Annotated in this window: 19 protein-coding genes; 10 read left to right on the top strand and 9 right to left on the bottom strand. The window is 62.7% G+C overall.

Annotated elements, in window-relative coordinates:
- Window positions 1-5: 5 nt before the first annotated feature.
- The 5 genes from HX818_RS26205 to HX818_RS26185 form a co-directional block, all read right to left on the bottom strand.
- Entirely contained in the window at window positions 6-1,355 is a 1,350-nt protein-coding gene (locus HX818_RS26205) for an MFS transporter (RefSeq protein ID WP_177021001.1), read from the bottom strand.
- A gap of 91 nt (window positions 1,356-1,446) precedes the next feature.
- Window positions 1,447-2,160, bottom strand: a complete 714-nt coding sequence (locus tag HX818_RS26200; protein ID WP_177021000.1) for an SDR family NAD(P)-dependent oxidoreductase — start codon at window positions 2,158-2,160, stop codon at window positions 1,447-1,449.
- A gap of 13 nt (window positions 2,161-2,173) precedes the next feature.
- A complete protein-coding gene (locus tag HX818_RS26195; protein ID WP_177020999.1) occupies window positions 2,174-3,457 on the bottom strand; it encodes an NAD(P)/FAD-dependent oxidoreductase in 1,284 nt (427 codons plus the stop codon).
- A 111-nt stretch (window positions 3,458-3,568) separates the two neighbouring features.
- Complete coding sequence (locus HX818_RS26190) at window positions 3,569-4,495, bottom strand: LysR family transcriptional regulator (RefSeq protein ID WP_003208286.1); 927 nt, start codon at window positions 4,493-4,495, stop codon at window positions 3,569-3,571.
- A 59-nt stretch (window positions 4,496-4,554) separates the two neighbouring features.
- On the bottom strand, window positions 4,555-5,760 hold the full coding sequence (locus tag HX818_RS26185) for a DUF1835 domain-containing protein (protein WP_102369479.1): 1,206 nt from the start codon (window positions 5,758-5,760) through the stop codon (window positions 4,555-4,557).
- Window positions 5,761-5,953: 193 nt separating this feature from the next.
- On the opposite strand from HX818_RS26185, the gene HX818_RS26180 reads away from it, so the two are divergent.
- The 3 genes from HX818_RS26180 (at window position 5,954) to fetB (ending at window position 8,101) form a co-directional block, all read left to right on the top strand.
- The gene (locus HX818_RS26180; protein WP_003208282.1) at window positions 5,954-6,418 is read left to right on the top strand and encodes a metallophosphoesterase family protein; all 465 of its coding nucleotides are present in this window, start codon (window positions 5,954-5,956) and stop codon (window positions 6,416-6,418) included.
- A gap of 214 nt (window positions 6,419-6,632) precedes the next feature.
- On the top strand, window positions 6,633-7,310 hold the full coding sequence (locus HX818_RS26175) for an ATP-binding cassette domain-containing protein (protein WP_003208280.1): 678 nt from the start codon (window positions 6,633-6,635) through the stop codon (window positions 7,308-7,310).
- Window positions 7,307-8,101 carry an iron export ABC transporter permease subunit FetB gene (gene fetB / locus HX818_RS26170; RefSeq protein ID WP_003208279.1) on the top strand — a complete coding sequence of 265 codons (795 nt, stop codon included), beginning with the start codon at window positions 7,307-7,309 and terminating at the stop codon, window positions 8,099-8,101. Before HX818_RS26175 ends, fetB begins: the two co-directional genes overlap by 4 nt.
- A gap of 61 nt (window positions 8,102-8,162) precedes the next feature.
- Here fetB and HX818_RS26165 read toward each other — a convergent pair whose 3' ends face one another.
- A complete protein-coding gene (locus HX818_RS26165; RefSeq protein WP_177020998.1) occupies window positions 8,163-9,209 on the bottom strand; it encodes an L-idonate 5-dehydrogenase in 1,047 nt (348 codons plus the stop codon).
- Window positions 9,210-9,222: 13 nt separating this feature from the next.
- The gene (locus HX818_RS26160) at window positions 9,223-9,996 is read right to left on the bottom strand and encodes a glucose 1-dehydrogenase (protein WP_087692542.1); all 774 of its coding nucleotides are present in this window, start codon (window positions 9,994-9,996) and stop codon (window positions 9,223-9,225) included.
- A 191-nt stretch (window positions 9,997-10,187) separates the two neighbouring features.
- On the opposite strand from HX818_RS26160, the gene HX818_RS26155 reads away from it, so the two are divergent.
- From HX818_RS26155 to HX818_RS26130, 6 genes are all read left to right on the top strand, one after another.
- Window positions 10,188-11,060 carry a LysR family transcriptional regulator gene (locus tag HX818_RS26155; RefSeq protein WP_177020997.1) on the top strand — a complete coding sequence of 291 codons (873 nt, stop codon included), beginning with the start codon at window positions 10,188-10,190 and terminating at the stop codon, window positions 11,058-11,060.
- A 125-nt stretch (window positions 11,061-11,185) separates the two neighbouring features.
- A complete protein-coding gene (locus HX818_RS26150) occupies window positions 11,186-11,806 on the top strand; it encodes a glutathione S-transferase family protein (RefSeq protein WP_003208271.1) in 621 nt (206 codons plus the stop codon).
- A 167-nt stretch (window positions 11,807-11,973) separates the two neighbouring features.
- Entirely contained in the window at window positions 11,974-12,891 is a 918-nt protein-coding gene (locus HX818_RS26145) for a LysR family transcriptional regulator (RefSeq protein ID WP_003208270.1), read from the top strand.
- The gene (locus HX818_RS26140) at window positions 12,891-13,790 is read left to right on the top strand and encodes a LysR family transcriptional regulator (RefSeq protein ID WP_177020996.1); all 900 of its coding nucleotides are present in this window, start codon (window positions 12,891-12,893) and stop codon (window positions 13,788-13,790) included. Before HX818_RS26145 ends, HX818_RS26140 begins: the two co-directional genes overlap by 1 nt.
- A 2-nt stretch (window positions 13,791-13,792) precedes the next feature.
- A complete protein-coding gene (locus tag HX818_RS26135; protein WP_177020995.1) occupies window positions 13,793-14,758 on the top strand; it encodes a pyridoxamine 5'-phosphate oxidase family protein in 966 nt (321 codons plus the stop codon).
- Between the two features lie 133 nt (window positions 14,759-14,891).
- Window positions 14,892-16,232 carry a sorbosone dehydrogenase family protein gene (locus HX818_RS26130; protein WP_087692536.1) on the top strand — a complete coding sequence of 447 codons (1,341 nt, stop codon included), beginning with the start codon at window positions 14,892-14,894 and terminating at the stop codon, window positions 16,230-16,232.
- Between the two features lie 186 nt (window positions 16,233-16,418).
- Here the strand turns inward: HX818_RS26130 and HX818_RS26125 are convergent, their stop codons facing one another.
- A complete protein-coding gene (locus HX818_RS26125) occupies window positions 16,419-17,906 on the bottom strand; it encodes an efflux transporter outer membrane subunit (RefSeq protein WP_256350181.1) in 1,488 nt (495 codons plus the stop codon).
- Window positions 17,906-18,700, bottom strand: a complete 795-nt coding sequence (locus HX818_RS26120) for a helix-turn-helix transcriptional regulator (protein ID WP_177020994.1) — start codon at window positions 18,698-18,700, stop codon at window positions 17,906-17,908. The genes HX818_RS26125 and HX818_RS26120 overlap by 1 nt, the downstream gene beginning before the upstream one ends.
- Window positions 18,701-19,186: 486 nt before the next feature.
- Between HX818_RS26120 and HX818_RS26115 the strand changes: the two genes are divergently transcribed.
- Window positions 19,187-25,468: a non-ribosomal peptide synthetase gene (locus tag HX818_RS26115; RefSeq protein WP_177020993.1), complete on the top strand. Its 6,282-nt coding sequence runs from the start codon at window positions 19,187-19,189 to the stop codon at window positions 25,466-25,468.
- Window positions 25,469-25,618 lie beyond the last annotated feature (150 nt).

Raw genomic sequence — 25,618 nt, 5'->3', positions numbered from 1 at the left:
GGTTCTCATGTCGGGAGGGGTTTACCGGTGGAGTCCTTGACGAACAGGATCGAAATCAGGCCGACCACGGCACCGCCGATCAGGTACCAGGCGGGAATCATCTGGTTGCCGGTGATCGATATCAGCCAGGTATTGATCAGCGGGGCCGTGCCTCCGAACAGCGAGACCGCGACGTTGTAGCTCAAGGCGAGGGCGCTGTAGCGCACGCGGGCCTTAAACAGCGAAGTCATGGTGGCCGGCATCGCTCCTTCAAAAAACAACTGGGCGAGGGTCAGAATCAGCAGGGCGGCCAGCAGCAACCCGACATTCTGGGTATGCAGCAGCATGAAGCAGGGGAACGCCATGACGATCAGCAGCACGCAGCCGGTAATGATCATCCGGTTCCGGCCCAGGCGGTCGGCCAGCAAGCCTGAAACCGGGATCAACACCAGCATGACCAGCGTCGCGGCCATCCCCAGGTTCCTGGCGAACGTATTGCTGTACCCGAGTACGTTTTCCAGATAACCCGGGATGTACCCGAGGATGATGTAGTAGGTCACGTTGAACACGGTGACCAGGCCCATGCATTGCAGGATTTTCGGCCATTCGTTGACCAGTAAGCTGAACAGGCTGGGTTCGGCGCCCGTCGCCTTTCGCAGTTTTTCGTTGGCCTGGATTTCCTTGAACACTGGTGTTTCTTCCAGGCCAAGGCGCAAGTAGAGGGCGATCAGGCCGAGCAGGCCGCCAATCGCAAAGGGCACGCGCCAGCCCCAGTCCTGCATGGCTTGTTCGCCCAGGCCCAGGGTAAACAGGCTGACCACTGCACCGCCCAGCAGGAACCCGGAGATGTTGCCGAATTCCAGCCAACTGGTGAAAAAGCTGCGTCGCTCGTCCGGCGAATGCTCGGCGATGAACGTGCAGGAGCCGCCGTACTCGCCACCCGCCGACAGGCCCTGGAGCAGACGCATGAGAATCAACAGGACGGGCGCAAACAGGCCGATGCTCGCGTAACTCGGGATCAAGGCAATGGCGAAGGTTGCGACGGCCATCAGCGTGATGCTCAGCGACAGCGCCGTGCGCCGGCCAAACTTGTCGCCGATGGGACCGAACACCAGGCTGCCCAGTGGCCGAATCAGGAAGCCCGCCGCGAAGGTGGCGTAGATCGCCATCAACTGGGTGGTCGGGTTGTCGTTGTGGAAGAACGTCTTGCCGATGATGCCGGCGAGAGAGGAGTAGAGCGCAAAGTCGAACCATTCGACCATATTGCCCAGTGTCACGCCGACGACCGCTTTGGTCAGCCGTTTGCGTGAGGGTTCAGCCGATGCACGGTCGGCGGTAAACCCTTGATGAATCGAGGAAGCGTGAACTTCGCCCATGATATTGCCCTCTGGAATAATTGTAGTGAGGCAGCAGTCAATAGGGAGTGGCAGGCCCACGTCTGATGCGCGGGGCCTGCGGAGGCTGGGGTCATCGCATATACACGCCCCCGGCGATGCACAATGATTCGCCTGTTATGTAGGAGGGTTTGGCGCTCAGTTGCCAGACCCAGTCGGCGATTTCTTCGACCCGCGCGGCGCGTTTCAAGGGGATCGATTCGATGGCGGCCTCGATGCGCCCGCCGGCACGGGTGCCTTCGGTGTCCACCCAGCCCGGGGCCAGTGCGTTGACCACAATATTGTCGCCGGCCAGTTCGATGGCCAGGGAGCGGGTCATCGACACCACAGCAGCCTTGGAGGCGCTGTAGAGCAACTGGTTTTTCGACACGGTGAACGCATCCACCGAGGCGAAGAACACGATAGCGCCTCCGCCGGCGGCTTTCAGGTGACGGGTGCCGATACGTGCGATGTTCAGTGAGCCCAGCACGTTGATGTCGAATATCTTGCGGTACAGCGCTTCGCTGAAGCTATCCAGGGATGACGTGGGAAAGACCCCCGCCGCATTCACTACGGCTCGCAGCGGTGCCTTGCCGTCCAGGGCGGCATCGAGGGTACGGGCCAGTGTGGCTTCCTGGGTGATGTCGCCGACCACTGGCGAAAAAAAGGGGCTCGCCGGCTGTGTGCTGGGTGTTACGTCCACAGCGACGACGTGCCAGCCTTCAGCCTGAAAGCGCTGTGCGACGGCCTGGCCCATGCCCGAGGAAGTCCCGGTGACGATAACGCTGGAGTGCGGTGCAGTGTTCATAAGGGCTATCCGATCAGGCGTATTGAGGAAGAGGGGTGCCGGGTTGCAGAGCCAGTTCCAGCACATCCAGTTGGCGCTGGGTGTCCTGGTAGTTGCTCAGCCATTCGCGCTTGACGATATCGATGCGTGAGTCGGCCGGCTGCAACTGGGCAAACTTCGCCGCCAGGCCTTGCATGCCACGCTCGCGCAGGGTGAGAAAGCGCATCACTAGCCGGGTCTGCTCGCAATACACCGGCCATTGCGGGCCACGTGGGGCGCCCAGGCCGATGTAGAACAGGCCTTCCAGGTTGGTCGGCAAGGTCATCGCGGCGGTACGCAGCGGAACACCGTCACGCCATTGCAGCAGGCGTTCATCGAGGAACGGCAGGCGCGTGTTGAAACCGGTAGCCCAGACGATGGTGTCGTAATCGACCTGGCTGCCATCGGTGAACGTGACAGTCTTGCCCTGGATGTTCTCGATACCCGGTGCGACCTTGATTCGGCCGTGCTGGATCCAGTACAGCAGCAAGGTGTTGACCACCGGCGGTTGCGCATCCAGGTCGTAGGTATCCGGTGCCGGTAGCCCGGGGTAATTCTTGTGGGTGCCGACGCTGGCCATGATCAGCATGTTCATGAGCATGTTCTGCTGTTCTGGCGGCAATTGCCCCAGCAGCGGCAGCTCGCCCCGGGGCAGGCCGAACAGGGTCTTGGGCTGGAACAGCTGGCCGCGTCGGATCGCAATGGTGGTGTCCAGGCGAGCCTGGGCGGCATCCACTGCGAGGTCGCATCCGGAGTTGCCAAACCCCACCACCAGCACCTTGCCTTGCACCTGCTGCACGTTGCGGTATTCGCCGGAGTGAATCGACACGCCGGTGAACCCCTTGCTTACTTGCGGGATCTTGCAATCCCACAGGTGACCGTTGGCCACCAGCACGCCGCTGTAGTGTTTGTGGGTGCCGTCTGCCAGGGTCACCTGCCAGCCCGCTTCGCCGTTCTCGTCCAGGGGCTTCAGGCTGCGCACTTCGGTGTTGAAGGTGATCTTTTCGCGCAGGCCGAAGGTGTCGGTGTAGGCGTTCATGTACGCCTTGACCTGATCGCGGCTCGGGTACACCGGATAGTCAGCGGGCATCGGGAACCCGTCAAAGAAGGAACTGCTCTTGGGGGTGATCAGGTGCAAGGCATCGTAGTCGCTGTTCCAGTGACCGCCGATGTTCGCGGACTTTTCGAAGCAGTCCACCTCGAAACCGGCGTCGGTCATGGTCTTCAGCGCCGCCAGCCCTGCGGCCCCGGCACCAATGATGCAGTAGTGATTGGACATGCTGGCTCCCCATTCAAGCGCCTGTTGTGGCGTCGCTGGCTGGAGTATCCCGCTCGGCAAGAGGTGGATGAATGGGCTAAGTCATGTGTTTCCTATAGGTGATCCCTATGGCTAGAGCGTCTCCAGGTGCGCATACAGGTTCTGGATGCGGCTCAAGTGGCTGCGCATCAGGTTGATCAGCACCCGGGTGGGCGGCGAAATAGGCGTGTCGTGGCGATGGATAAAGCCGAATACCTCGAAGATCGCCGGGCTGATCGGCACCCAGCCCAAGCGATCATTGAAGCCCAGCTGATGCAGGATCGGGCGCGTGGCAATCACATCGCCGAGTCCGCGCGCAGCCAGCTCGAAGCCGGTGATCTGGTGCTCCACTTCGATGATCGGGTCCAGCACCTCGCCGCCCTTGGACGCCAATTGCCCCAACAACCGGCGAATCGGGTCGGCGGTGCGCCAGCGCGCCTCGGTGAGAATCAACGGTGCCACCGCCAGGTCGCTGATGGTTTTCGGGCCCTTGAGTCGCTCCGGGTCGGCACTGATATAGCCGACCTGGGCCGACCAGACCGGCTCGCTGACGGTCAGGTTCTGCTGCTTGATCGGCAGCATCACCAGCCCCGCTTCAATTTCGCCCTGGCTCACCAGCTCGGCGATTTCCGAGGAGTTGTAGCCGACGATCTTGATCCGCATATCCGGGTGCTGGGTGCGGAACTGCTCGATCAGGTCCGTGAGGAAATAGTGGTGGGCGGTGCCGAAGGTGCCAAAACTGGCCACGCCACCGGACAGTTCACGCACAGCCTGCACCGCTTCATAGCCCTGGCGTGCTGACGTCACCATGCCTTGTGCAAATGGCTGCAGGCGGCGTCCGGCTTCGGTGAGCATCAGTCGGCGATTGGTGCGGATGAACACGTGGGTACCCAGGTGCTCCTCCAGCCGCAGGATCTGCTCGGACAATGAGGGTTGGGAAATATGCAGGCTTTCCGCCGCCTTGGAGAACGTACCGTGCTCGATGGCGGCGAGAAAGTAGTTGAGCTGTTGTAAGGTCATCGCGCTGAACCGTTACCTGTTTGGCTCAACATGACACAGATCAAAGCTGTCGCGAAGAATCAATCACGCCATACGGGCATGCCATGTTCGTCAATTGTCCAGTGCGGGTGGCGCGGTCGCAGGCAGACGCCACCTACCCAGCGTTCTTCCGTTGCATGATCCGGCCAGTAGGCTGCGCCGTTCAGAACCTGGCGACCCAGCGCAGTCAGCGCCAACACCCGCTGTGGCCATGGCAACTGGGCCCCGGACTCGATCAACAGGGGATTCTCGCCATCGATCAACGGCCGCATCAGCGCATGAAACATCATGTCTCCCAGGTACGGCAGTGGTTCACGCTTGCCCATCAGCTCGGCGAACACCCGGCCAAACGGCACCGGCCCGGCTTCATCCACGTATTGCAGGGACAGGCGCTCGGTCAGGGACAAACCGTCCTGCACACCTGGTAACTCCTGCAACTGTCGGCGCAATGCCGGGGCCAGGAAGGGCAGGGAGGTGGAGCTACTCCGGGCCAGTTCCGCCAGCTTGATCGGCGAGCTGGCGCAATACGCCAGCCAGGCCTGTCGCGCCAGTTGCAGCATGTCCTCGTCGACCTGTCGGCGCTGCGGCCACAACCACGCCAATACTTCAGGCGCCAGTTGGCCGATGCCGATAAAACGCTGCACCCCGGGGATACGATCGACTTCGATCAACTCCAGTTTTTCAGGCAGATGCTCAAGCCCAGCCAGCGCGCGAATCAGGAACAATTGATCGTACGCATCCGCCTCACACCACAACACGCTGTGGCCGGCGCTGCCCAGTTGTTCAAGATGGTGATATTCGTCCGCATGCCGGCGCGCCACTTCGGCCTCATCCATGGCAAACACCTGGCTGATATAGCGGCTGCGAACGGCCTGGTATTGCTCGGCAGGCAGGTCCTGCACCGGGCCCATGCACAATGGGTCAATCAGCATCCGGAAGCGGCCCTTGAACCCCGCCACGCCCAGGCTGTGGGCGATATCGTTGCCGCAGCGCCAGTGGGTGGTGCGGGCTTCATCGCTGGCGTCGAAACCTGGATGGCGGGCGGCAAAATCCACCGCATCGACGTGGGCCTTGAGCTTGGGCCAGCTGGGAAAACCGAGTTCCTTGGCGATCGACCATTGGGCATCGGATAAGGTCGGGGTTGCGGCGGCATCGGCGCTTTTCAGGCGCTGCAAAAGTTCCTTGGCGCGCTTGCGTTGCTGCTCAAGGTTGATACGGCCGTTAGTGGACGAGAATGATTGCGACATACGATCTCCTTGTACAAACCTTGTCCGCTTTAAGGTTGGGAGTCGTAGAAATGTGATATTCAGTCAAGGTCTTGGGCGCAGCCCTTTCCGCGGATGGTGGCGTAGATGGCGCCAGGCGGGAAATATAGGCAGTGCAATGATTGATTGCAAGCCGCCTGGTGGATAGCGCCGGGGTTTTGCACAGGAGACGTTCATGAAAGTTGGTGTGATTTCCGATACCCACGGCTTGCTCCGTGCCGAGGCCCTGGCGGCCCTGGAAGGGTGCGAGCAGATTGTTCACGCCGGGGACATCGGTAGCCCGGAGATCCTTGAGTTGCTGGCCTCGATTGCGCCATTGCATGTGGTGCGCGGCAATAACGACCTCGACGCCGCGTGGGCAGAGCATTTGGCTGACCGGCTGGATTTTGACCTGAACGGCTGGCGGGCGTTGCTGGTGCATGACATCGCCGATGTGCCGAAGGAGCTTGATCCGGGCATCCGGCTGGTGATCACTGGCCACTCTCACAAACCATTGATCGAGTGGCACGGCGAGCGGCTGTTTCTCAACCCTGGCAGTGCAGGGCGGCGACGTTTCAAGTTGCCGGTGACCCTGGCGTTGCTTGAGGTGCGCGAGAAATCCATCAAGCCGCGCCTGGTGTCGCTGGAGCCCAAGCGCTGAAGAACGCTGAGGCGAGGGAGCTTGCTGTGGCGAGGGAGCTTGCTCCCGCTGGGCCGCGAAGCGGCCCCAATAAAGCCACTGCGATACACCAAAAACAAGCACCGTTAATTTCTTGGGGCCGCTTCGCAGCCCAGCGGGAGCAAGCTCCCTCGCCACGGGGGACGTGCCCTGTCTTACCATTGCGTCTGAATCAGGAACAAGGATCATCAACGCCATGAGCGTATTAGTCGAAACCCGGGCGCTCACGCGGATGGACGAGCGCCGCCAGCTGCAACTGCTGCAGCCCACGAACTTCCAGCTGCACCGCGCCGACCGCCTATCCATCACCGGTTCATCCGGCTCCGGCAAAAGTGTATTCCTTCGGGCACTCGCCTTGCTCGACGCGCCCACCTCAGGGGATATCCTCTGGAACGGGCAGCCCATCGCCAACGCGCAAGTCCCGCAGTATCGCAGCCGCATCAGCTACCTCTCCCAACGCCCGGCGCTGATCGAAGGCACGGTGGAAGACAACTTGCGTTTCCCCTACAGCCTCAAGGCCTTGCATCACTTGAGTTTCGACCCGCAGGCGGTCAAGGCGCTGCTGGCCCACGCGGGCAAGGAGTCGGGCTTTCTGGCAAAAAATGCCGGGGATTTATCCGGTGGTGAGTCCCAGGTGGTGTCACTGATCCGTACCCTGCAACTCAATCCCGATGTGCTGTTGCTGGACGAACCTACCGCCGCTCTCGACCCGGCCTCGTCCGGGGAGGTCGAGGCGTTGATCAGTGCCTGGGCCGAAGCGGATAGCGCTCACGCCTATATCTGGGTGTCCCACGACCTTGAGCAGGCGCAACGCATGAGCACCACCCATTTGCATATGGACGCCGGCGTGCTGACGGGGGCCGTGCAGCCATGAATTATCACGACCTCACGGCACTGGACATGGCCATCGCCGCCTCGCTGATCCTGATCAACGGTGCGCTGTCGCTGTTGTTGCGGCTGGGGCTGGAGCGTCAGCTGTTCTGGGCGGCTGTGCGCACGGTGGTGCAGTTGTTGGCGATCGGTTACCTGCTGGGCTGGGTCTTTGAATTTGCCTACTGGTATGTGGTGCTGCCGCTGATGTGCCTGATGACTCTGATCGCCGGGCTCTCGGCTGCAGGGCGTGGGAAGCGGACTTATGCGGGGCAGCGGGCCGACAGCATTGTGTCGGTGTGGGGCAGTTCCTGGTTGGTGACGGCTGTTGGCCTGTTCGCGATTATCCGGATTCACCCGTGGTACGAGCCGCAGTATGCGATTCCGATCCTTGGGATGATTCTGGGTAATACGCTTACCGGGGTGTCTCTGGGGATTGAGCGTATGACTCAGGAGCTGACCTCCGGCCGCAATACCATCGAGATGATTCTGGCCCTCGGTGGTTCACGCTGGGAGGCGGCGCAGGATGCGATTCGCCAGGCTGTGCGGGCCGGGATGATTCCGACGTTGAACCAGATGACAGTGGTGGGGATTGTGAGCTTGCCGGGGATGATGACTGGCCAGGTGCTGGCCGGGGAAAGTCCGGTGGACGCGGTACGTTATCAGATTGTGATTATGTTTTTGATCGCTGCGTCGTCGGCGTTGGGCACGGTAGGTGCGGTGTTGCTCACCTACCGTCGACTGTTTTCAGCCAGCCATCGTTTCCTGCGGTTCAGGCTCGAAGAGCGGGTGTAGCGCAGGCGCTATCGGATCCCCAAAATGCACCGCAACCCTGTGGGAGCTGTCGAGATCCGGTTCAATCACCCACACCAAAATCCAGCAACACCTTCATCGCCTGGCTCTTGTCCGCCGCCAGTTCAAACGCCTGCACCGCCTCGCTGAACGGCACGGTGTGGGAGATCACCGGACGCACATCAATCACCTGGCGATTGAGCAAATCCACCGCCTGGGCAAACTCCGAATGGAAGCGGAAGGTGCCCCGCAAGTCGATCTCCCTGCTCACCAGCATATTCAACGGCAGCGAGACCTCGCCACCCAGACCTACCGTCACCAGCACGCTGCGCGGGGCCATGCACTCCAGGCCGTTGCGCAGGGCCTGGGCACTGCCGGAGACTTCGAACATCACGTCGAAGTAGCCTTTTTCGGCGGTATACCGCTTCAACGCGTCGGCGTCTTCCGCCAGGTTATGAGTACGGCTGGCGCCCATTTTTTCGGCGCAGGCCAAGGGCCCGGCGGCCAGGTCCACCGCAACAATTTCCCCCGCGCCCGCTGCCCGCAGGCTGCCGATCAACAGGTTGCCGATGGGCCCGCACCCGGTGACCAATACCCGTTTGCCGAACACCACCCCGGCACGCTGGATGGCATGCAAACCCACAGACAACGGTTCAGCCATTGCACCCTCGGCAAGGCTCACATGATCGGCCAGCAGGTGCGCCTGGTGCGTTTCGATCACCAGGCTTTGTTGAAACGCACCCTGCACGTGAGGGAAGGGCATCGCGCTGCCGTAGAAACGCATGTTCAGGCAATGGTTCGGCAGCCCTTGATGGCAATAACGGCAACCCCCGCAAGGCCGCGACGGCGAGACCGACAAGCGTTGGCCAATCTTGAACGGCCCGTCTTCACGGCCCACCGCCTCGATCACCGCCGACACTTCATGGCCCAGCACCATCGGCTCGCGCAGGCGCACAGTGCCGAAGCCGCCGTGCTGGTAGTAATGCAGGTCCGAGCCGCAGATCCCGCCTCGGGCAATGCGCACCCGCAGTTGGTCGGGCGTCAGTGCCTGGGGTTTGGTTTGCGGTTCTACCCGCAGATCTTTCGAGGCATGGCAGACAATCGCGTGCATGAAATTCTCCAGGTTACAGCGAGGCGGTGATGCCACCGTCCACGTACAGGATATGACCGTTGACGAAACTTGCCGCGTCGCTGGCAAGGAATACCGCAGCGCCCGCCAGTTCGGCGACGTCACCCCAGCGCCGGCTCGGTGTGCGCTGCACCAGCCAGTCGCTGAATTCGGGGTTGGCCACCAGGTTGGCGTTCAGTTCGGTCTTGAAATAGCCGGGGCCGATGCCATTGACCGTCAGCCCGTGGGGGCCCCAGTCGATGGCCATGCCTTTGGTGAGCATTTTCAGCGCGCCTTTGCTGGCGGCATACGGGGCGATGCCCGGGCGCCCCAGTTCGCTTTGCACCGAGCAGATATTGATGATGCGCCCCCGCTTGCGCGGGATCATCGCCCGGGCCACGGCCTGGCCGACCAGGAAGGCGCTGTCCAGGTTGGTGCTCATCAACTCGCGCCAGTGGGTTTCGCTGTAGTCCTCCAGCGGCCCGCGACGTTGCATGCCCGCGTTGTTGACGAGGATGTCCAGCGGGCCCAGGCGCTCTTCGATCTCCGCCACGGCGGCCAACACCGCCGCGCCGTCGGTGACATCGAACGCCTGGGTGTGCACCTCCAGGCCTTCCGCCGCCAGCAACGCGGCACTGTCACGCAAGGTGCTGCGGTTGCGCCCGTTGAGCACTACCCGTGCGCCAGCCTGGGCCAGGCCACGGGCGATGGCCAGGCCGATGCCGGCGCTGGAGCCGGTGATCAAGGCCAGGCGGCCGTCGAGGCGGAAACTGTCTAAAACACGCTGCATGGGGCGATCTCCGAAGACTGAGACAGGTGATCAACACTATCAATCCGAGTGCGGGGTGCCGCTCTCATTGTTATACGTCAAACCCTGTCATATCGTGCATCACGGGCCTTACTTCAGCGCAGCCCGGGCCCGGCGTCCAATTTTCATTTGTGATGGGGTGATCAATAACCGTGATAACCGGAGCCAACCTGATGGAACTCAAGCACCTGCGTGCCTTTGTCGTGCTCGCCCAGGAACTGCATTTCGGCCGGGCGGCCGCGCAGCTGTCGATCGTGCAACCGGCGCTGAGCATGCAGATCAAACTGCTCGAAAGCGGCCTGGGCGTGCGCCTGCTCGACCGCAACCGGCACTCGGTCACACTGACGGAAGCCGGGCGGGTGTTTCTGCCGGAAGCCCTCGCCACCCTGCACCAGGCTGCCCGCGCCGCCGATGCCGCCCGGGCTTCGAACCGCGGGGAGATCGGCCGGGTGCGCCTGGGGTTTGTCTCGTCGGTATTGCCGCAATTGCTGCCCGGGTTGATTCGTGCGGTGCACCAGCGCTACCCGCGAATTGAACTGGAGCTCAAGGACATGCCCGGCCCGGATCAGGCGGCTGCGTTGAAAAACGGCCAGCTGGATTTCGGCCTGATGCGTTTGCCGGCGGCCTATCCCGGCGTGCAGACCCTTGAGGTGTTGCAGGAAAGCTTCGTGGTCGCCTTGCCCGGCGAGCATCCGTTGGCGACCCAGGAAACCATTCAGCCGACGGACTTGCTCAAGGTGCCGGTGTTCATACTGGCCCGGCGTTATGCACCGGGTTTCTACGATGAATTCGTGCAGGCGATGGGAATGCCGCTGGAGATCGCCTCCGAACTCGGCGAGTTCACCACCATGCTGGCGCTGGTCTCGGCCGGGCTGGGTGTGGGTGTGTTGCCGCTGCAGGCGGCCCGGGCGCTGCCGGCCAATTGCGTGTCCAGGCACCTGGCGTTGGGGGCGTTCCGGGCCAGGACCGGCCTGGCGTGGACCGAGCTCGACAGCCCGGTGAAAACCACCCTGTTCAACCTGATCGACGAGTTGTTTGGCGATTGATTGTTTCATCCGGTGAAATGCTGGATTGTAAAAACTGGCTATTCTGCTGCGTGCCGTAGCGGTGGAACATAAGCGTTATCGACCCGATCACCGGGTCGAGTCCCTGGCACATCGCGGAGCCCGTCATGATCAAACTGTACCGTTACCCCTTGTCTGGCCATTCCCACCGGGTTGAGTTGATGCTGTCGCTGCTGGGCGTGCCCGCTGAGCGGGTGCACGTCGATCTGAAGCAAGGCGCGCACAAAACCCCTGAGTTCCTGGCCACCCTCAACAGCTTCGGCCAGGTGCCGGTGATCGATGATAACGGCGTGGTGCTGGCGGACTCCAACGCGATCCTGGTGTACCTCGCCGGCCAATATGGCACCGCCCAGTGGCTGCCGACCGAGCCTTTGGCCCAGGCCCGTGTGCAGCGTTGGCTCTCGGCTGCGGCAGGACCACTGCACACCGGGCCGGCTGCGGCGCGATTGATCACTGTGTTCGGTGCCGCGCTGGATGCCGAGGCGACCATCAGCCGCTCCCACGCATTCCTCAAAGTGGTAGAGCACCAGTTGGAGCAGAGTCGTTTTCTCACTGGTGACCTGCCGACGATTGCCGATATCGCGCACTACACCTACATCGCCCATGCGCCGGAGGGGAATGTCGCGCTGGACGACTATCCGCAGGTTCGCGCCTGGCTGGGCAGTATCGAGGCGCTGCCGGGTTTTATCGGTATGCAACGCACGGCTGTGGGCTTGGCCAAGGCTTGAAGATTTTTGTGGCGAGGGAGCTTGCTCCCGCTGGACCGGGTTGGCGCGCCAGTGCGCAGCGCTCCCAGGATTTTGGGGGCGCTACGCAGCCCGGCGGGAGCAAGCTCCCTCGCCACCACAGCTGCGAAGCCACTGGGCTGGTGTACTCCATTCGATTAAGGGGACTCATGGACCGTTTCCAGGAAATGCAGATTTTCCTCGCCGTCGCCGAAGAACAGGGCTTTGCCGCGGCGGCCCGGCGCCTGAATATCTCGCCCCCCAGCGTGACCCGCGCGATTGCCGCGATGGAGGCGCGTATTGGCACCCAGTTGCTTTCGCGCACCACCCGCAGCCTGCACCTGAGCGAGGCCGGCCAGCGTTACCTGGACGATTGCCGGCGCATACTCGCGGAGTTGACTGAGGCCGAAGAAGCGGCAGCAGGCAGCTTCTCGATCCCGTGGGGGCACCTGACGGTCACCGCGCCGGTGTTGTTCGGCGAGTTGTTCGTCGCGCCAATCCTGGGGGAGTACCTGGACCTGTTTGCCCAGGTCAGCATCAACGCCTTGCTGGTGGACCGTGTGGTCAACATGACCGATGAAGGCGTCGATGTGGCCGTGCGCATCGGGCATTTGCAGGAACCCGGCCAGCAGGCGATCAAGGTCGGCGAGGTGCGTCGCGTAGTGTGCGCGGCGCCGGCTTACCTTGAGCGGCACCGGCCACTGCACCCCGGGCAACTGCGTGAGGCGAAGATTGTCACGTCGTCTTCCAGCCAGTTGGTCAGCGAATGGCAGTTCAGGGAAGGCGGCCAGCCGTTGAGCGTGGCCGTTGAGCCGCGCCTGGTGGTCACCGCCAACAACGCGGCGATCAACCTCGCGCGCCTGGGCTGGGGCGTCACACGGGTGTTGTCTTATCAGGTGGCCAGCGATGTGCGTGCAGGCGCACTGGAGATCATCCTGCAAGACTTCGAACCGCCGGCCTTGCCGATCCATGTGGTGTTCCAGAACAACGCCCGGGTACCGGCGAAGGTCAACACGTTCGTGGATTTTCTGGTCAGCCGGCTGGGGCAGGATGCTGCGCTCAACCCATCGATGCAGCGGCCGGCCTGATGGACCGTTATCGCGACATGCAGATCTTCCAGGCGCTGTCCCGGCAGCCGAGCCTGGCCGCGGCTGCCCGCTCCCTGGGCATCTCGGGGCCCACTGTGATCCGCGCGATTGACCGGCTGGAGACACGCTTGCGGGTGCCATTGGTACAGCGCAGCACCCGGGGCATTCGCCTCACCGAAGCCGGGGCGATGTTCATGGCCGACTGTTCGCGGATCCTTGACGGCGTGAGCGCCGCCGAAGCATCTGCCCAGGGTGCGCACGCGCAGGCCGAGGGAAACCTGCGGGTGTTTTTTCCGTTGCTGTTCAGCCGTTATGTGATGGCGCCGCTGTTGGCCGGCTACCTGGAGCGCTATCCCGGAGTCCGCCTGTTTGCCCATTACCACGATCATTATCCGAACCTGAATGAAGACGGCCTGGACGTGGCAGTCCTGGTGGGGGAACTGCCCGGTTCATCCCTGATTGCCCGGCCCGTGGGCCATGTGCGCAACATCGTCTGCGCCAGCCCCGGCTATCTGCAAAGCCATGGCGAACCGGTGCAACCGGAGGCACTCAAGGAGCATCGGCTGGTCGCCAGCCAGGCGTATTCGAATTGGGTACAGTGGGATTTCCAGGGCGCCAGCATCAAGGCCCGGGCGCGTCTCGGTTGCACCACGGTGCAGGGCGCGATCAATGCGGCGGTGCAGGGCGCAGGGTTGATCCGGTGCTTGAGCTACCCGGTGCACGAGCACCTGGCGAGCGGGCAACTGCGTCGAGTATTGCAGGCCTATGAACCGCCGCCGCTGCCGGTGCATGTGGTCTACCGCGAAGGGCGCAACGCTTCGATGCGGGTGCGCAGTTTTGTCGATTTCAGCGTGGCGGCATTGCGTGAACATCCGGCGTTTCATTCACCGAGGGCTTGATCATGAATCACCAGGACGCGTCCCCCGTTTCGCCATGGCATGCCGGCGAGCGGCAGTTGCAGCAAAGTGCCGGCGTGGCCGAGCGCATGGAGGTGATCGGCGCGAAGGTGATACGGGATCACTTGCCGGAGCAGCATCGGGCTTTTTATGAGTTGTTGCCCTATCTGGTCGTGGGGGCCGTGGATGAGCAGGGGCTGCCCTGGGCCACGCTGCTGGAGGGCACGCCGGGGTTTGCGTATTCGCCGGACCCCTACAGCTTGCGTATCGACAGCCTGCCTGCGGAGAGTGACCCCGCCGGGAGCGGGCTGAAACAAGGCGCGTCGGTCGGGCTGTTGGGCATTGACCTGAATACGCGGCGGCGTAATCGCATGAACGGGGTTATTGGGGCTGCCGGCGTCGACGGTTTTACCGTGGCGGTGGTGCACACGTTTGGAAATTGCCCGAAGTACATCCAGTTGCGTGCGGTGGACCCGGGGGCCCGGGGGCAGCGCGCTGCTAAAGGTATTGTGCGGCGCGCGAACTCGCTCGATGACGCTGACCGGGCGCTGATTCGCAGCGCTGATACGTTTTTCGTCGCCAGCTATGTGGACCTGGAAGGGGATGCGGCCAAGCGTTCGGTGGACGTTTCACACCGAGGCGGCAACAGTGGGTTTGTGCGCGTGGAGGGAGAGGTGCTGACGATTCCCGATTTTACCGGCAACTCGTTTTTCAACACCTTGGGCAATGTGCAGGTCAACCCGGTTGCGGGCTTGCTGTTTGTGGATTTTGCTACGGGTGATGTGTTGCAGGTGGTCGGGCGGGCCGAGGTGATTCTTGAAGGAGATGAACTGGCCACGTTCGAGGGGGCTGAGCGGTTGTGGAAGGTGACCGTGGAACACGTGGTCCGAAGGGATGCGGCGCTGGCGCTGCGTTGGCAGTTCGAGGGGTTTTCTCCCTACAGCCTGGCGTTGGGGCCGTGGAAAGCCTGAGAGTGCTGCCGAGCCACTCGTGCGACTGAGTTAAAACTCAATTGCGCGGTAGGCGGTGTTTGGTGTCGGGGAATGACGCGATACTCCGTCGGGTTTTTGCCTGCCCTATAAAGGGCTGTCCCGAGGTTTCCCAATGAATGCACCAAGCCGCCTTGCGCTGCTGATCACCGCCACGGCTGCCCTCAGCGCCTGTGGCGATTCCTCCAAACTGCCGTTTCAGGCCGGTGTGGGGCCAAGCCCGCAACTGCCCGAACCCACTGCATCACTGATCCCGACACTCAAGGTTTCCAAGGCTGTCGGCTGGCCCGGTAATGCCCAGCCAACGGCGCCCGATGGGTTCACGGTAACGGCGTTGGCCGCGGACCTTGACCATCCGCGCTGGGTGTACACCTTGCCCAATGGCGACGTGCTGGTAGCCGAGAGTAACCATCCGCCCATGCCTGAAGGTGCCACGGACGGCGGCACGGGTTTGCTCGCCTGGGCGCGTCGTACCGCGATGGGGTTTGTGATGGGGCGGGTCGGTGCCGATACGCCGAGCGCCGACCGGATCACGCTGCTGCGGGACGCCGACGGTGATGGGCGTGCCGAGGTGAAGAGTGAGTTTCTCGGTGGGCTGACGTCGCCGTTTGGCATGGCGTTGGTGGGGGATGAGTTGTATATCGGCAATGCCGATGCGGTGGTCAAGGTGCCTTATGTTCGGGGCCAGACTCACATCGATGCCGTGCCGGTGAAGGTCACTGATCTGCCGGCCGGGATCAATCATCACTGGACCAAAAACGTCCTGGCCAATCCTGAGGGTACCAAGCTTTATGTGACCGTCGGGTCCAACAGCAATGTGGGTGAGAACGGGCTTGACGCCGAGGAAGGGCGTGCTGCGATCTGGGAGTTGGATCTTGCCAGTGGGCAGAAGCGTCTGTTCGCCAGTGGGTTGCGCAATCCCAATGGGCTGGCGTGGAAACCCGGCTCTACGCAGTTGTGGACGGTGGTCAACGAGCGCGACGAGATCGGCAGCGATCTGGTGCCGGATTACCTGACGTCGGTGCGGGACGGCGCGTTCTACGGTTGGCCGTGGAGTTATTACGGGGCTCACGTTGACAGCCGGGTGCAGCCGCCGCGTCCGGACAAGGTCGCCCAGGCGATTGCACCGGACTACGCGCTGGGGACTCACGTTGCGCCGTTGGGCCTGACTTTTTCCGATGCGCGGGGGATGCCAGCGGTGTTTGCCGATGGGGTGTTTGTGGGGGAGCATGGATCCTGGAACCGTAATCCGCAGGCGGGGTACAAGGTGGTGTTTATTCCGTTCCGGGACGGAAAGCCGTCGGGTGTGCCTGTTGATTTCCTGACTGGGTTTTTAAATGGTGATGGAGAGGCTCAGGGGCGTCCGGTGGGTGTAGCGTTGGACGGGCAGGGCGCGTTGCTGGTGGCGGATGATGTGGGGAACAAGGTGTGGCGGGTGGCACGGGTAAGGCCTTAGGGTTTTGCTCTTACAGCGGCTCACGGTCCACTGTAGGAGCTGGCTTGCCGGCGATGGCATCAACTGGGTGTACCTGATGCACCGAGGTGTCTGCATCGCCGGCAAGCCAGCTCCTACAGCAAAGCGGCTTTGCTTTTGCTTTTAACACTCAGGTCGGCTTTCAGGCCGCCGTGCTCTTGCTTTTGCTTACTTTGGGGCTTTTCCAAAGTGAGCCGCTGTAAGAGCGGAACCATAAGCCGCCGTGACCGAAGAAACGGATATGCCCCCACCCCCATCCCCACCCCCAGCAGAATCACCCTCCCACCCCCCACCCAACGCCGTATACAAATTCACCTCCGCCACCAACTGCGCCAACCGATCAACAATCAACGCCTGCTGCGAACTGAACAACGACCGCTGCGCATCCAGAAACACCAGATTACTGTCCACCCCACTGCGATACCGGTGCTGAGCCAGGTCGTAATACGTCTGGTTGGCCCGAACAAAATCCCGCTGCGCCGCCAGTTGCTCGTTATACGTTTGCCGCGCCGCCAGCCCGTCCGAGACTTCCTGGAACGCGGTCTGAATCGACTTCTCATACTGCGCGACATAAATGTTCTTCTGAATCTTCGCGTAATCCAGGCTGGCCCGCAGGCTGCCCGCATTGAAGATCGGCAGATTGATCTGCGGCTGGAACCCCCAACTCCCCGAGCCCCCCTGGAACAATCCCGACAGATCCTTACTCGAGGTGCCCGCGTTGGCCGTCAGCGTAACCGAAGGAAAAAACGCCGCCCGCGCCGCGCCAATATTCGCGTTGGCCGCCTGAAGCTGATACTCGGCCTGCACAATATCCGGCCGCCGTTGCAGCAGGTCCGACGGCAACCCGGCCGGCACCCGGGCTACCAGGTCGTCGGACAGCGGCTGTGCCGGCAAAGAATCCGGCACCGGCCCACCCACCAGCAACGCCAGGCTGTTGAGGTCCTGGGCCACCTGCCGCTGGTAGCGCGCAATGCTTGCCCGGGTACTTTCGACACTGGTCCGGGCCTGGATCACATCGATCGACGTCGCCTTGCCCGCCGTTTTACTGCGCGACGTCAGACGCAGGCTGTGCTCGTCCGAGGCCAGCGTCTGCCGGGCCAGGGCCAGCAGTTCCTGGTCGGCGCGCCAGGTCAGGTAAGCGTTGGCGACGTTGGCCACCAGGCTCAGTTGCGCGCTGCGCCGGGCTTCTTCAGTGGCCAGGTATTGCAGCATCGCCTGCTCACTGAGGCTGCGTACGCGGCCGAAAAAATCCAGCTCGTAGGCGCTGACGCCCAATGTCGCCGAATAGGTAGAGGTGATCGCAGACTTGCCGGTGGTAGTGGCGCGTCGCGGGACTTTCTGGCGGTTTTCGGCACCCGTGGCAGACACCGCCGGGAACAGGTCGGCACGCTGGATGCGGTACTGCGCCTGGAACGCTTCGACATTCAGCGCCGCCACCCGCAGGTCACGGTTATTCACCAGGGCCTGGCCAATCAACTGCCGCATCACCGGGTCACGGAACAACTGTTGCCAGTCAGGCCCGGCGGCCGATGGCCCCACCCGGTCCGCGTTATACACCGGGAAGTGCGCCGGGGTCGGTGCCTCGGGCCGCTGATAGTCCGGGATCAACGAACACCCGCCAAGCACACACGCCACGCCGAGCATCAGTTTTTTCATCACGCGCCAACCATCCATTTGGCCAGGCCATGCCGGCCACTCACGCCCAGTTTGGCCGCCGCGCGCTTGAGGTAGGTTTCGATGGAGCTGTTTTTCACGCTGAGTTTCTCGGCCATCTGCGGCACGGTTCCGCCGGTCAACAACCCCAGGCAAACCTCCTGTTCCCGCGCCGATAAGGTGATGTCACTGAGTGACAGGCGTTTATAGAATTCGCGCTGCAATTGCGACTGCTCCAACGGAGTTTTAGAGGGCTCGGGCGCTACCGGCGGGGCCTGTCGATTGATCTGCGCGTGGCGCTCGATCAACGGCAGCAAGGTTTCCGAAAGGCTCTTGAGAAACGACAGCTGCGCCAGGGAAAAGGCGCGTTGGGTGTGGGGCCGGTAGAACGAAATCACGCACCGCCGATTGGCCTGGCGCGATACCAGGTTGCACTGATGGGAGGTGCCGCGGGTGTGGGTGCTGTCGGCCTTGGCATTCATCTGGATCAACAGCGGGTCGTTCATGCCGAGCATTTTTTTCAGCAGCGGATGATCGTCGCGGTGATGCAGGGTGCGCGGTGGCGGCAGGTCCTGCTTCAACCCGTCGCTGCCAAGTAACTTGATATCGAGCACGCGGGCCTGGTGCTCGTCGAGGGTCCATTCACTGAGGTCCACCAAGTGAACCGGTACCAGCTTGTTGACCAGTTGCAGCATGTTCGCTGCGAAGTGTTCAGTGCCGGTGCTTGAAATCAACTCTCCCAACTCGAAATAAAAATGCGGATTTTCCATATTCCGAATACTGCTGGTCAGACTCATAGCCATCTCATCCTTGATGTCGAAAACCGTCAACGGTTGCCCGTACGTGTGCAGGCCTCCCGTTCTCCTTGAACCTGGGTCGGTGCTCGAGGCTTCATTTAGCCACGTGGATTTGTCCTACGTATGTAGCGGAAACGAGGGACACAACCTGCCATAAAAAGCGCGCCATTATTTCGTCATTTCCGACAGGGATATAGGCTGAAGCTGCAGGGTAAAAGGATTTTAGAGTTTGTTAACTAGTTGATATAAAACATATTTGCTCAATTTTCTCGACATTCCCGGCTATATGGCATCGGCCAGATGTAGCCAATCTCCTACATCCATTTAATCGTTTCAGCACTGAACCATCAGCCAACCCCGGCGCGGTACCCAGGCTGTCCGGGTTTCGGGTGACATACGGCCCTCCGGGGCGATGCTTAAATCCCGTTGATTTCGCCTCAATGGGGCGTTGTGCGCCTTATCGACACCTCACATGAGAAGGATCTTATGACGTATTTCCCCCTGACCGCCGCCCAGCGGGATATCTGGCTCGACCAACTGCGCCTCGGTGACTCGCCGCTGTACAACATCGGGGGTTATATCGAACTCACGGGCACCGTGAATCCCGCATTGATCCAGCGAGCCATCGAGCACCTGGTGGCCAAGCACGACGCATTGCGTACGGTGTTGCAAGTGGCGGCCGATGGCTTGCCACGGCAGGCGTTTGCCGAGGCCATGGCGGTATCGGTGCCGCAGCATGACGTCTCGCGCCAGCCGGATCCCCGCGCGGCCGCCGAGGCCTTGTTGCAGGCGCAGATGGCGCGAACCTATGCGCTGGTCGACGAGCCGTTGTTCCGCTTCTTCCTGGTCAAGCTCGATGACCAGCATTACCGCCTCGGCACCCAGGCTCACCACCTGATTCTCGATGGCTGGGGCTTTGGCCAGATGCTGCAATCTCTTGCCGGGATCTACAGCTCCCTGGAGCAGGGCCGACTACCGGACCTGTCGGCGCCGTCCTATATCGACTTCATCGACAACGATGAACGCTATCGCGAGTCGGCCCGTTACGCCCGGGACCGCAGCTACTGGCTGGACAAATACCAGGCGCTGCCAGAGCCGCTGCTGACGCGCCGTTACCAGGCCAAGGGCGATGCGCCGAGCAACACCCTGGTAGCACCGTTTCCGGCGGCGCTGCTCAATCGCATGGCGCGGGCGGCGAACCATTACCAGGCGTCGGCGTTCCATGTGTTATTGGCGGCGATGTACCTGTACTTCAGCCGCACCGGCCAGCGCCAGGAGTGGGTGGTGGGGCTGCCGATACTCAACCGTTCCAATGCACGCTTTCGTTCGACCCTGGGGCTTTTCACCCAGGTCAGTGCCGTGCGCTTGCAGTTCAGCGACGACCTGCCTTTCAGCGCCCTGGTGCGTGGCGTGCGCGACCAGCTCCAGCAGGATTTCCGACATCAACGTTTCCCGCTGAGCGAGATGAATCGCGAGCTGGGTTTGCTGCGCGCCGACCGCGGCCAACTGTTCGACCTGTCGGTGTCCTATGAGCAGGATGACCATGAATTTCGCTACGGCCAGGCGTCGGCCCGGGCGATCAAGGTGTCCAACCACCATGAGCCGTTGCCGCTGGCGATTCACTTGCGCAGCAATCGCTACCACGACACGGCGTGCCTGCACTGCGTCTACAACGAGGCGTACTTCCAGGCACACGAGGTGCAGGCCCTGGCCGATCGCCTGGTGTATGTGCTGGAGCAGGGGCTGGAAAACACCGCGCTGCCCCTGGCTGACTTCTCGCTGATAACGCCCGAGGAAACCGCGCAGTTGCAACGCTGGAACGCCACCGCCCAGGCCTATCCCGCAGCGCAAACCCTGCATGGGCGCGTCGAGGCCCAGGCCGCGGTGACGCCGCATGCGGTGGCGGCGGTGTATCAGGGGCAGCGATTGACGTATGACCAATTGAATCAACGGGCCAATGCCCTGGCGCGGCAGCTATTGGTGCTCGGGGTAAAGCCCGACGACCGTGTGGCGATCGTCGCCCGGCGCGGCCTGGAGACGCTGGTGGGCTTGCTGGGGATTCTCAAATCCGGCGCCTGTTATGTCCCGGTGGACCCGGCCCATCCTGCCGAGCGCCTGCACTACCTGCTCGATGACAGCGCGCCGGTGGCGGTGCTGACGCAGACGGATTTGCTCGAGCGTCTACCGGTATTGAGCGTGCCGGTCATCAATCTGGATCACGCCACGGCGCAGTTGGCGCGCAACCCGCAAGTGGCGATGACACCCGCCAACCTCGCTTATGTGATCTACACCTCGGGCTCCACCGGCCTGCCCAAGGGCGTGATGGTGGAGCACCACACCGTGGCCAACCTGGTGGACTGGCATTGCCAGGCCTTCGATTTGCACGCGGGCAGCCATACCGCCAGCGTTGCCGGTTTCGGGTTTGACGCCATGGCCTGGGAGGTCTGGCCAGCGCTGTGCGTGGGCGCGACCTTGCACTTGCCGCCGGCCCACGACGGCGCCGAAGACATCGACGCGCTGCTGGCCTGGTGGCGCGCGCAACCACTGGACGTATGCTTCCTGCCCACGCCGGTGGCCGAGTATGCGTTCAGCCAGAATATTGAACACCCGACTTTGCGCACGCTGCTGATTGGTGGCGACCGCCTGCGCCAGTTCAACCAGGCGCGCAGTTTCGCGGTGATCAACAACTACGGTCCCACTGAAGCCACCGTGGTTGCCACCTCGGGCCTCGTTGAGGCCGGGCAGGCGCTGCACATCGGCAAACCCATCGCGAATGCCGCGGTCTACCTGCTGGATGAGCAACAGCGGCCGGTGCCCATCGGTACTGCAGGCGAGTTGTACGTCGGCGGGAAAGGCGTGGCGCGGGGCTATTTGAACCGCCCGGACATGACCGCAGAGCGCTTCCTTGATGACCCATTCAACCCAGGCCGCATGTACCGCACCGGCGACCTGGCGCGTTGGCTGCCGGATGGGAATATTGAATATTTGGGCCGCAACGACGACCAGGTAAAAATTCGCGGCGTGCGTATCGAGCCGGGGGAAATCGAGTCCGCCCTGGCGGGTCATGAAGGGGTCACCGAAGCGGTGGTGCTGGTACGCGAGGGGCAGCTGTTGGCCTGGTTCACCGAGCATGCGCCGGTAGCGATTGAAGCGCTTCGCGCCCATCTTAAATCACGCTTGCCGGATTACATGGTGCCGCAGGCCTACGTAAAGCTGGACGCGTTGCCCCTGACGGCCAACGGCAAACTCGACCGCAAGGCCTTGCCGGCACCCGGTGCCGATGCATTTATCAGTCGAGTCTACGAGGCCCCAGAAGGTGCTACGGAAATCGCCCTGGCGCAGATCTGGGCCGACGTGCTGCACGTCGAGCAAGTAGGGCGGCATGACCATTTCTTCGAGTTGGGCGGCCATTCGCTGTTGGCGGTCCAGTTGGTGCAGCACATGCGCCAGGTCGGGTTGCAGGCCGACGTGCAGGTGCTGTTCGGCCAGCCGACCCTGGCCGCACTGGCGGCAGCGGTCGGCCAGGGCACCGAGCTTGAGGTGCCGGCCAACCGTGTTCCGGCAGGTTGCCAATTGATTACTCCGGACCTGCTGGCGCTGGCCGAACTGGACCCGCCGACGATAGAACGCATCGTCGCCGCGATCCCCGGCGGCGCCGCCAATGTGCAGGAGATCTACCCGCTGGCGCCGTTGCAGGAAGGCCTGCTGTATCACCACATCACCGACGAGCGCGATCCGTACCAGCAACACGCGATGTTCAGCTTTGCCCGCCGTGAACAGCTGGAAGCGTTCGCCCAGGCGCTGCAACAGGTGATCGACCGCCATGACATCCTGCGCACCAGCCTGGCGTGGGATGCCCTCGAACAACCGATGCAAGTGGTGTGGCGCAAGGCGATTCTGGACGTGCAATCGGTGGCCCTCCAGGGGGACTCAATTCTCGAACAACTGCGCGAACGCCAGCGGCCACTGGACTTGCGCAAGGCGCCGCTGATGGCCCTGGATTACGCCGAAGACCGGCAGAACCGCCGTTGGGTGGGCATGCTGCGTTTCCATCATCTGGTGAACGACGCCACTTCCACGCAAGTACTGATGGCGGAAATCCAGGCTCATCTGCTTGGCCAGCAACAGCAATTGCCGGCGCCGGTGCCCTATCGCAACGTGGTCGCCCAGGCCCGGTCGGCGGAACGCCAGGCCGGGCACGAAGCGTTCTTTCGCGAGCGGCTGGCGGATGTCGACGAGCCGACCCTGGCCTTCGGTTTACAGGAACGCCAGGCGGATCGCCGTGACACCGAGGAAGCCGACGTGCTGCTTCCCGACGCACTCGGCCAGTTGTTGCGCGAGCAGGCCCGCACCTTGGGTGTCAGCGCGGCGAGCCTGTTTCATCTGGCGTGGGCCCAGGTACTGGGTCGCGTCTCGGGCCGTGACGATGTGGTGTTCGGTACGGTTCTGCTGGGACGCCTGCAGGCCGGTGAGGGCGCGGACCGTGCCCTGGGCATGTTCATCAACACCTTGCCACTGCGGGTACGCCTGGCCGGGGTGACGGTGCGCGAGGCGATCAGGCAGACGCAGCAGCAACTCAGCGCCTTGCTCGCCCACGAGCAAGCGTCCCTGGCGTTGGCCCAGCGTTGCAGCGGCGTCACACCGCTGTTCAACAGCCTGCTGAATTACCGGCATGTCTCGGTCGAGGCACTAGAGGTGCTGCAGCCCGGCATCGAATTGCTGAGCAGCGAAGACATCCTCAGCTACCCACTGATGCTGACGGTGGACGACCTGGCCAGCGGTTTCCGGCTCAAGGCCAAGGCGCCCCGCAAGGTCGGTGCCCAGCGCCTGCTGGACTACCTTGGCACGGTGCTGGCGGGATTGGTGGAGACGCCCGAGGCGCCGCTGTTCGATGTGCAGGTGCTGCCCGCGACCGAACTGCAACAGCAACTGGTGGACTTCAACGCCAGCGAAACCGACTACCCCGTGGACCAGACCGTCCACGCCCTGTTCGAAGCCCATGCCCGGCACACACCTCACGCGATGGCGGTGCAGGCCGGTGAGCAGCAACTGACTTACCGCCAGCTCAACGAGCGCGCCAACCGCCTGGCCTATCACCTGCGCGAGCGCGGCGTGCAGCCGGATTCGCGGGTCGCCTTGTGTGTCGAGCGCGGGTTGGACCTGGTGGTGGGCTTGCTGGCCATCCTCAAGGCGGGGGGCGCTTATGTACCGTTGGACCCGGGCTACCCTCGCGAGCGTCTCGCCTACATGCTGCAAGACAGCGCGCCGGTCGCCTTGCTGGTACACGGCGCGACCCGGGATTTGCCGGGGGAGGTGTCGATACCGGTGATCGACCTCGACCACGGCGCCTGGCAGCAGGCGCCTGAAGGCAACCCGCGAGTGCCGGGGCTGAGCGTGCGCAACCTGGCGTACGTGATGTACACCTCCGGCTCCACCGGCACGCCCAAGGGCGTGATGATCGAGCATCGGGGCCTGGGCAACCTGATGCACTGGGGCTCGCAACTGTGCCCGAATGCCGAGGGTGGCGCGTTGTTGCAGCGGGCGCCGTTCAGTTTTGACGGTTCGGTGTGGGAGCTGTTCTGGCCGCTGACCAATGGCATGCGCCTGGTCCTGGCGCGTCCCGATGGGCACCGTGAGCCGGCGTACCTGGCGCAGGTGATTCGTGAGCAACAGGTCAGTGTGATCAAGTTTGTGCCGGCGATGTTGCAGCAGTTTCTGGAGCTGGAGGAGTCTGCGCTTTGTACCAGCCTTACCGACGTTTTATGCGGTGGTGGGGAGCTGACAGAGGCCTTGGCCCGTGGGGTTCAGGCGCGGTTGCCCAAGGTGCGCTTGCATAACGTCTACGGACCGACCGAGGCGACGGTGGACAGCAGTGCCTGGACGCTGGAGCCGGGTGCGCCGGTGCCGGGGGTGCAGTTGCCGATTGGGCGGGCCATCAGTAATACCCGTCTTTACGTATTGGATGAGCATGATCGGCCGGTGCCGCTGGGGTGCAGTGGGCAGTTGCATATCGGCGGGGTGGGCGTGGCTCGCGGGTATCTGGGATTGGCGCAGATGACGGCGGAGCGGTTTATCGACAGTCCGTTTGTGGCGGGGGATCGGTTGTATCGCACGGGGGATCTGGTGCGGTATTTGCCGGACGGGAATCTGGAGTTTCTGGGGCGCAATGACTTTCAGGTGAAGCTGCGTGGGGTGCGGCTGGAGCTGGGGGAGGTTGAGGCGCGGTTGGCGGCGCATCCTGCATTGCGCGAGGTGGCGGTGTTGATCCGGGATGAGCGGTTGGTGGCGTATTTCACTGTTCGTGATGCGGTGCCGGGGCTTGAGGCGTTGCGCAGTTACATGGTGGAGGGGTTGCCTGAGTACATGGTGCCTTCGGCGTTTGTGCGGGTGGAGGTGTGGCCGCTTAATCCGGCGGGGAAGCTGGATCGCAAGGGGTTGCCGGAGCCTGGGGTGGAGGCGGTGTTGAGTCGCGCCTATGAACCGCCTCAGGGGGAGGTGGAGACGGTGATTGCTGGGGTTTGGGCGCAGGTGCTGAAGCTGGATCGGGTGGGGCGTCAGGATCATTTCTTTGAGTTGGGGGGGCATTCGTTGTTGGCCGTGGGGGTGGTGGCGCGGCTGCGTAAGGCGGGGTTGGAGGTGGATGCCCGGTCGTTGTTCAGTCAGCCGACGGTGGTGGGGTTGGCGGGGGTGGTTGGGACGCGGGTGGAGCGGGTGGAGGTGGTGCCTGCTTTGGGGATTCCGCAGTTGGGGCGTAGACGTAGGATTTGAGTGGTGGTGTGGTGTGTATATCCGTTATTTAGGTAACGGCCACCTATGGTTCCGCTCTTACAGCGGCTCACTTTGGAAAAGCCCCAAAGTAAGCAAAGGGCTCTGCCCCGCCTGTCGGCGCCTCGCTGGGGCTCGGCGTTCCCTCACTCC

The organism is Pseudomonas sp. F9001 (assembly GCF_013385435.1).
Taxonomy (GTDB): Bacteria; Pseudomonadota; Gammaproteobacteria; order Pseudomonadales; family Pseudomonadaceae; genus Aquipseudomonas.
Note: the sequence above shows the minus strand (reverse complement) of the source record. Positions and strands in the feature narration are given on the sequence as shown.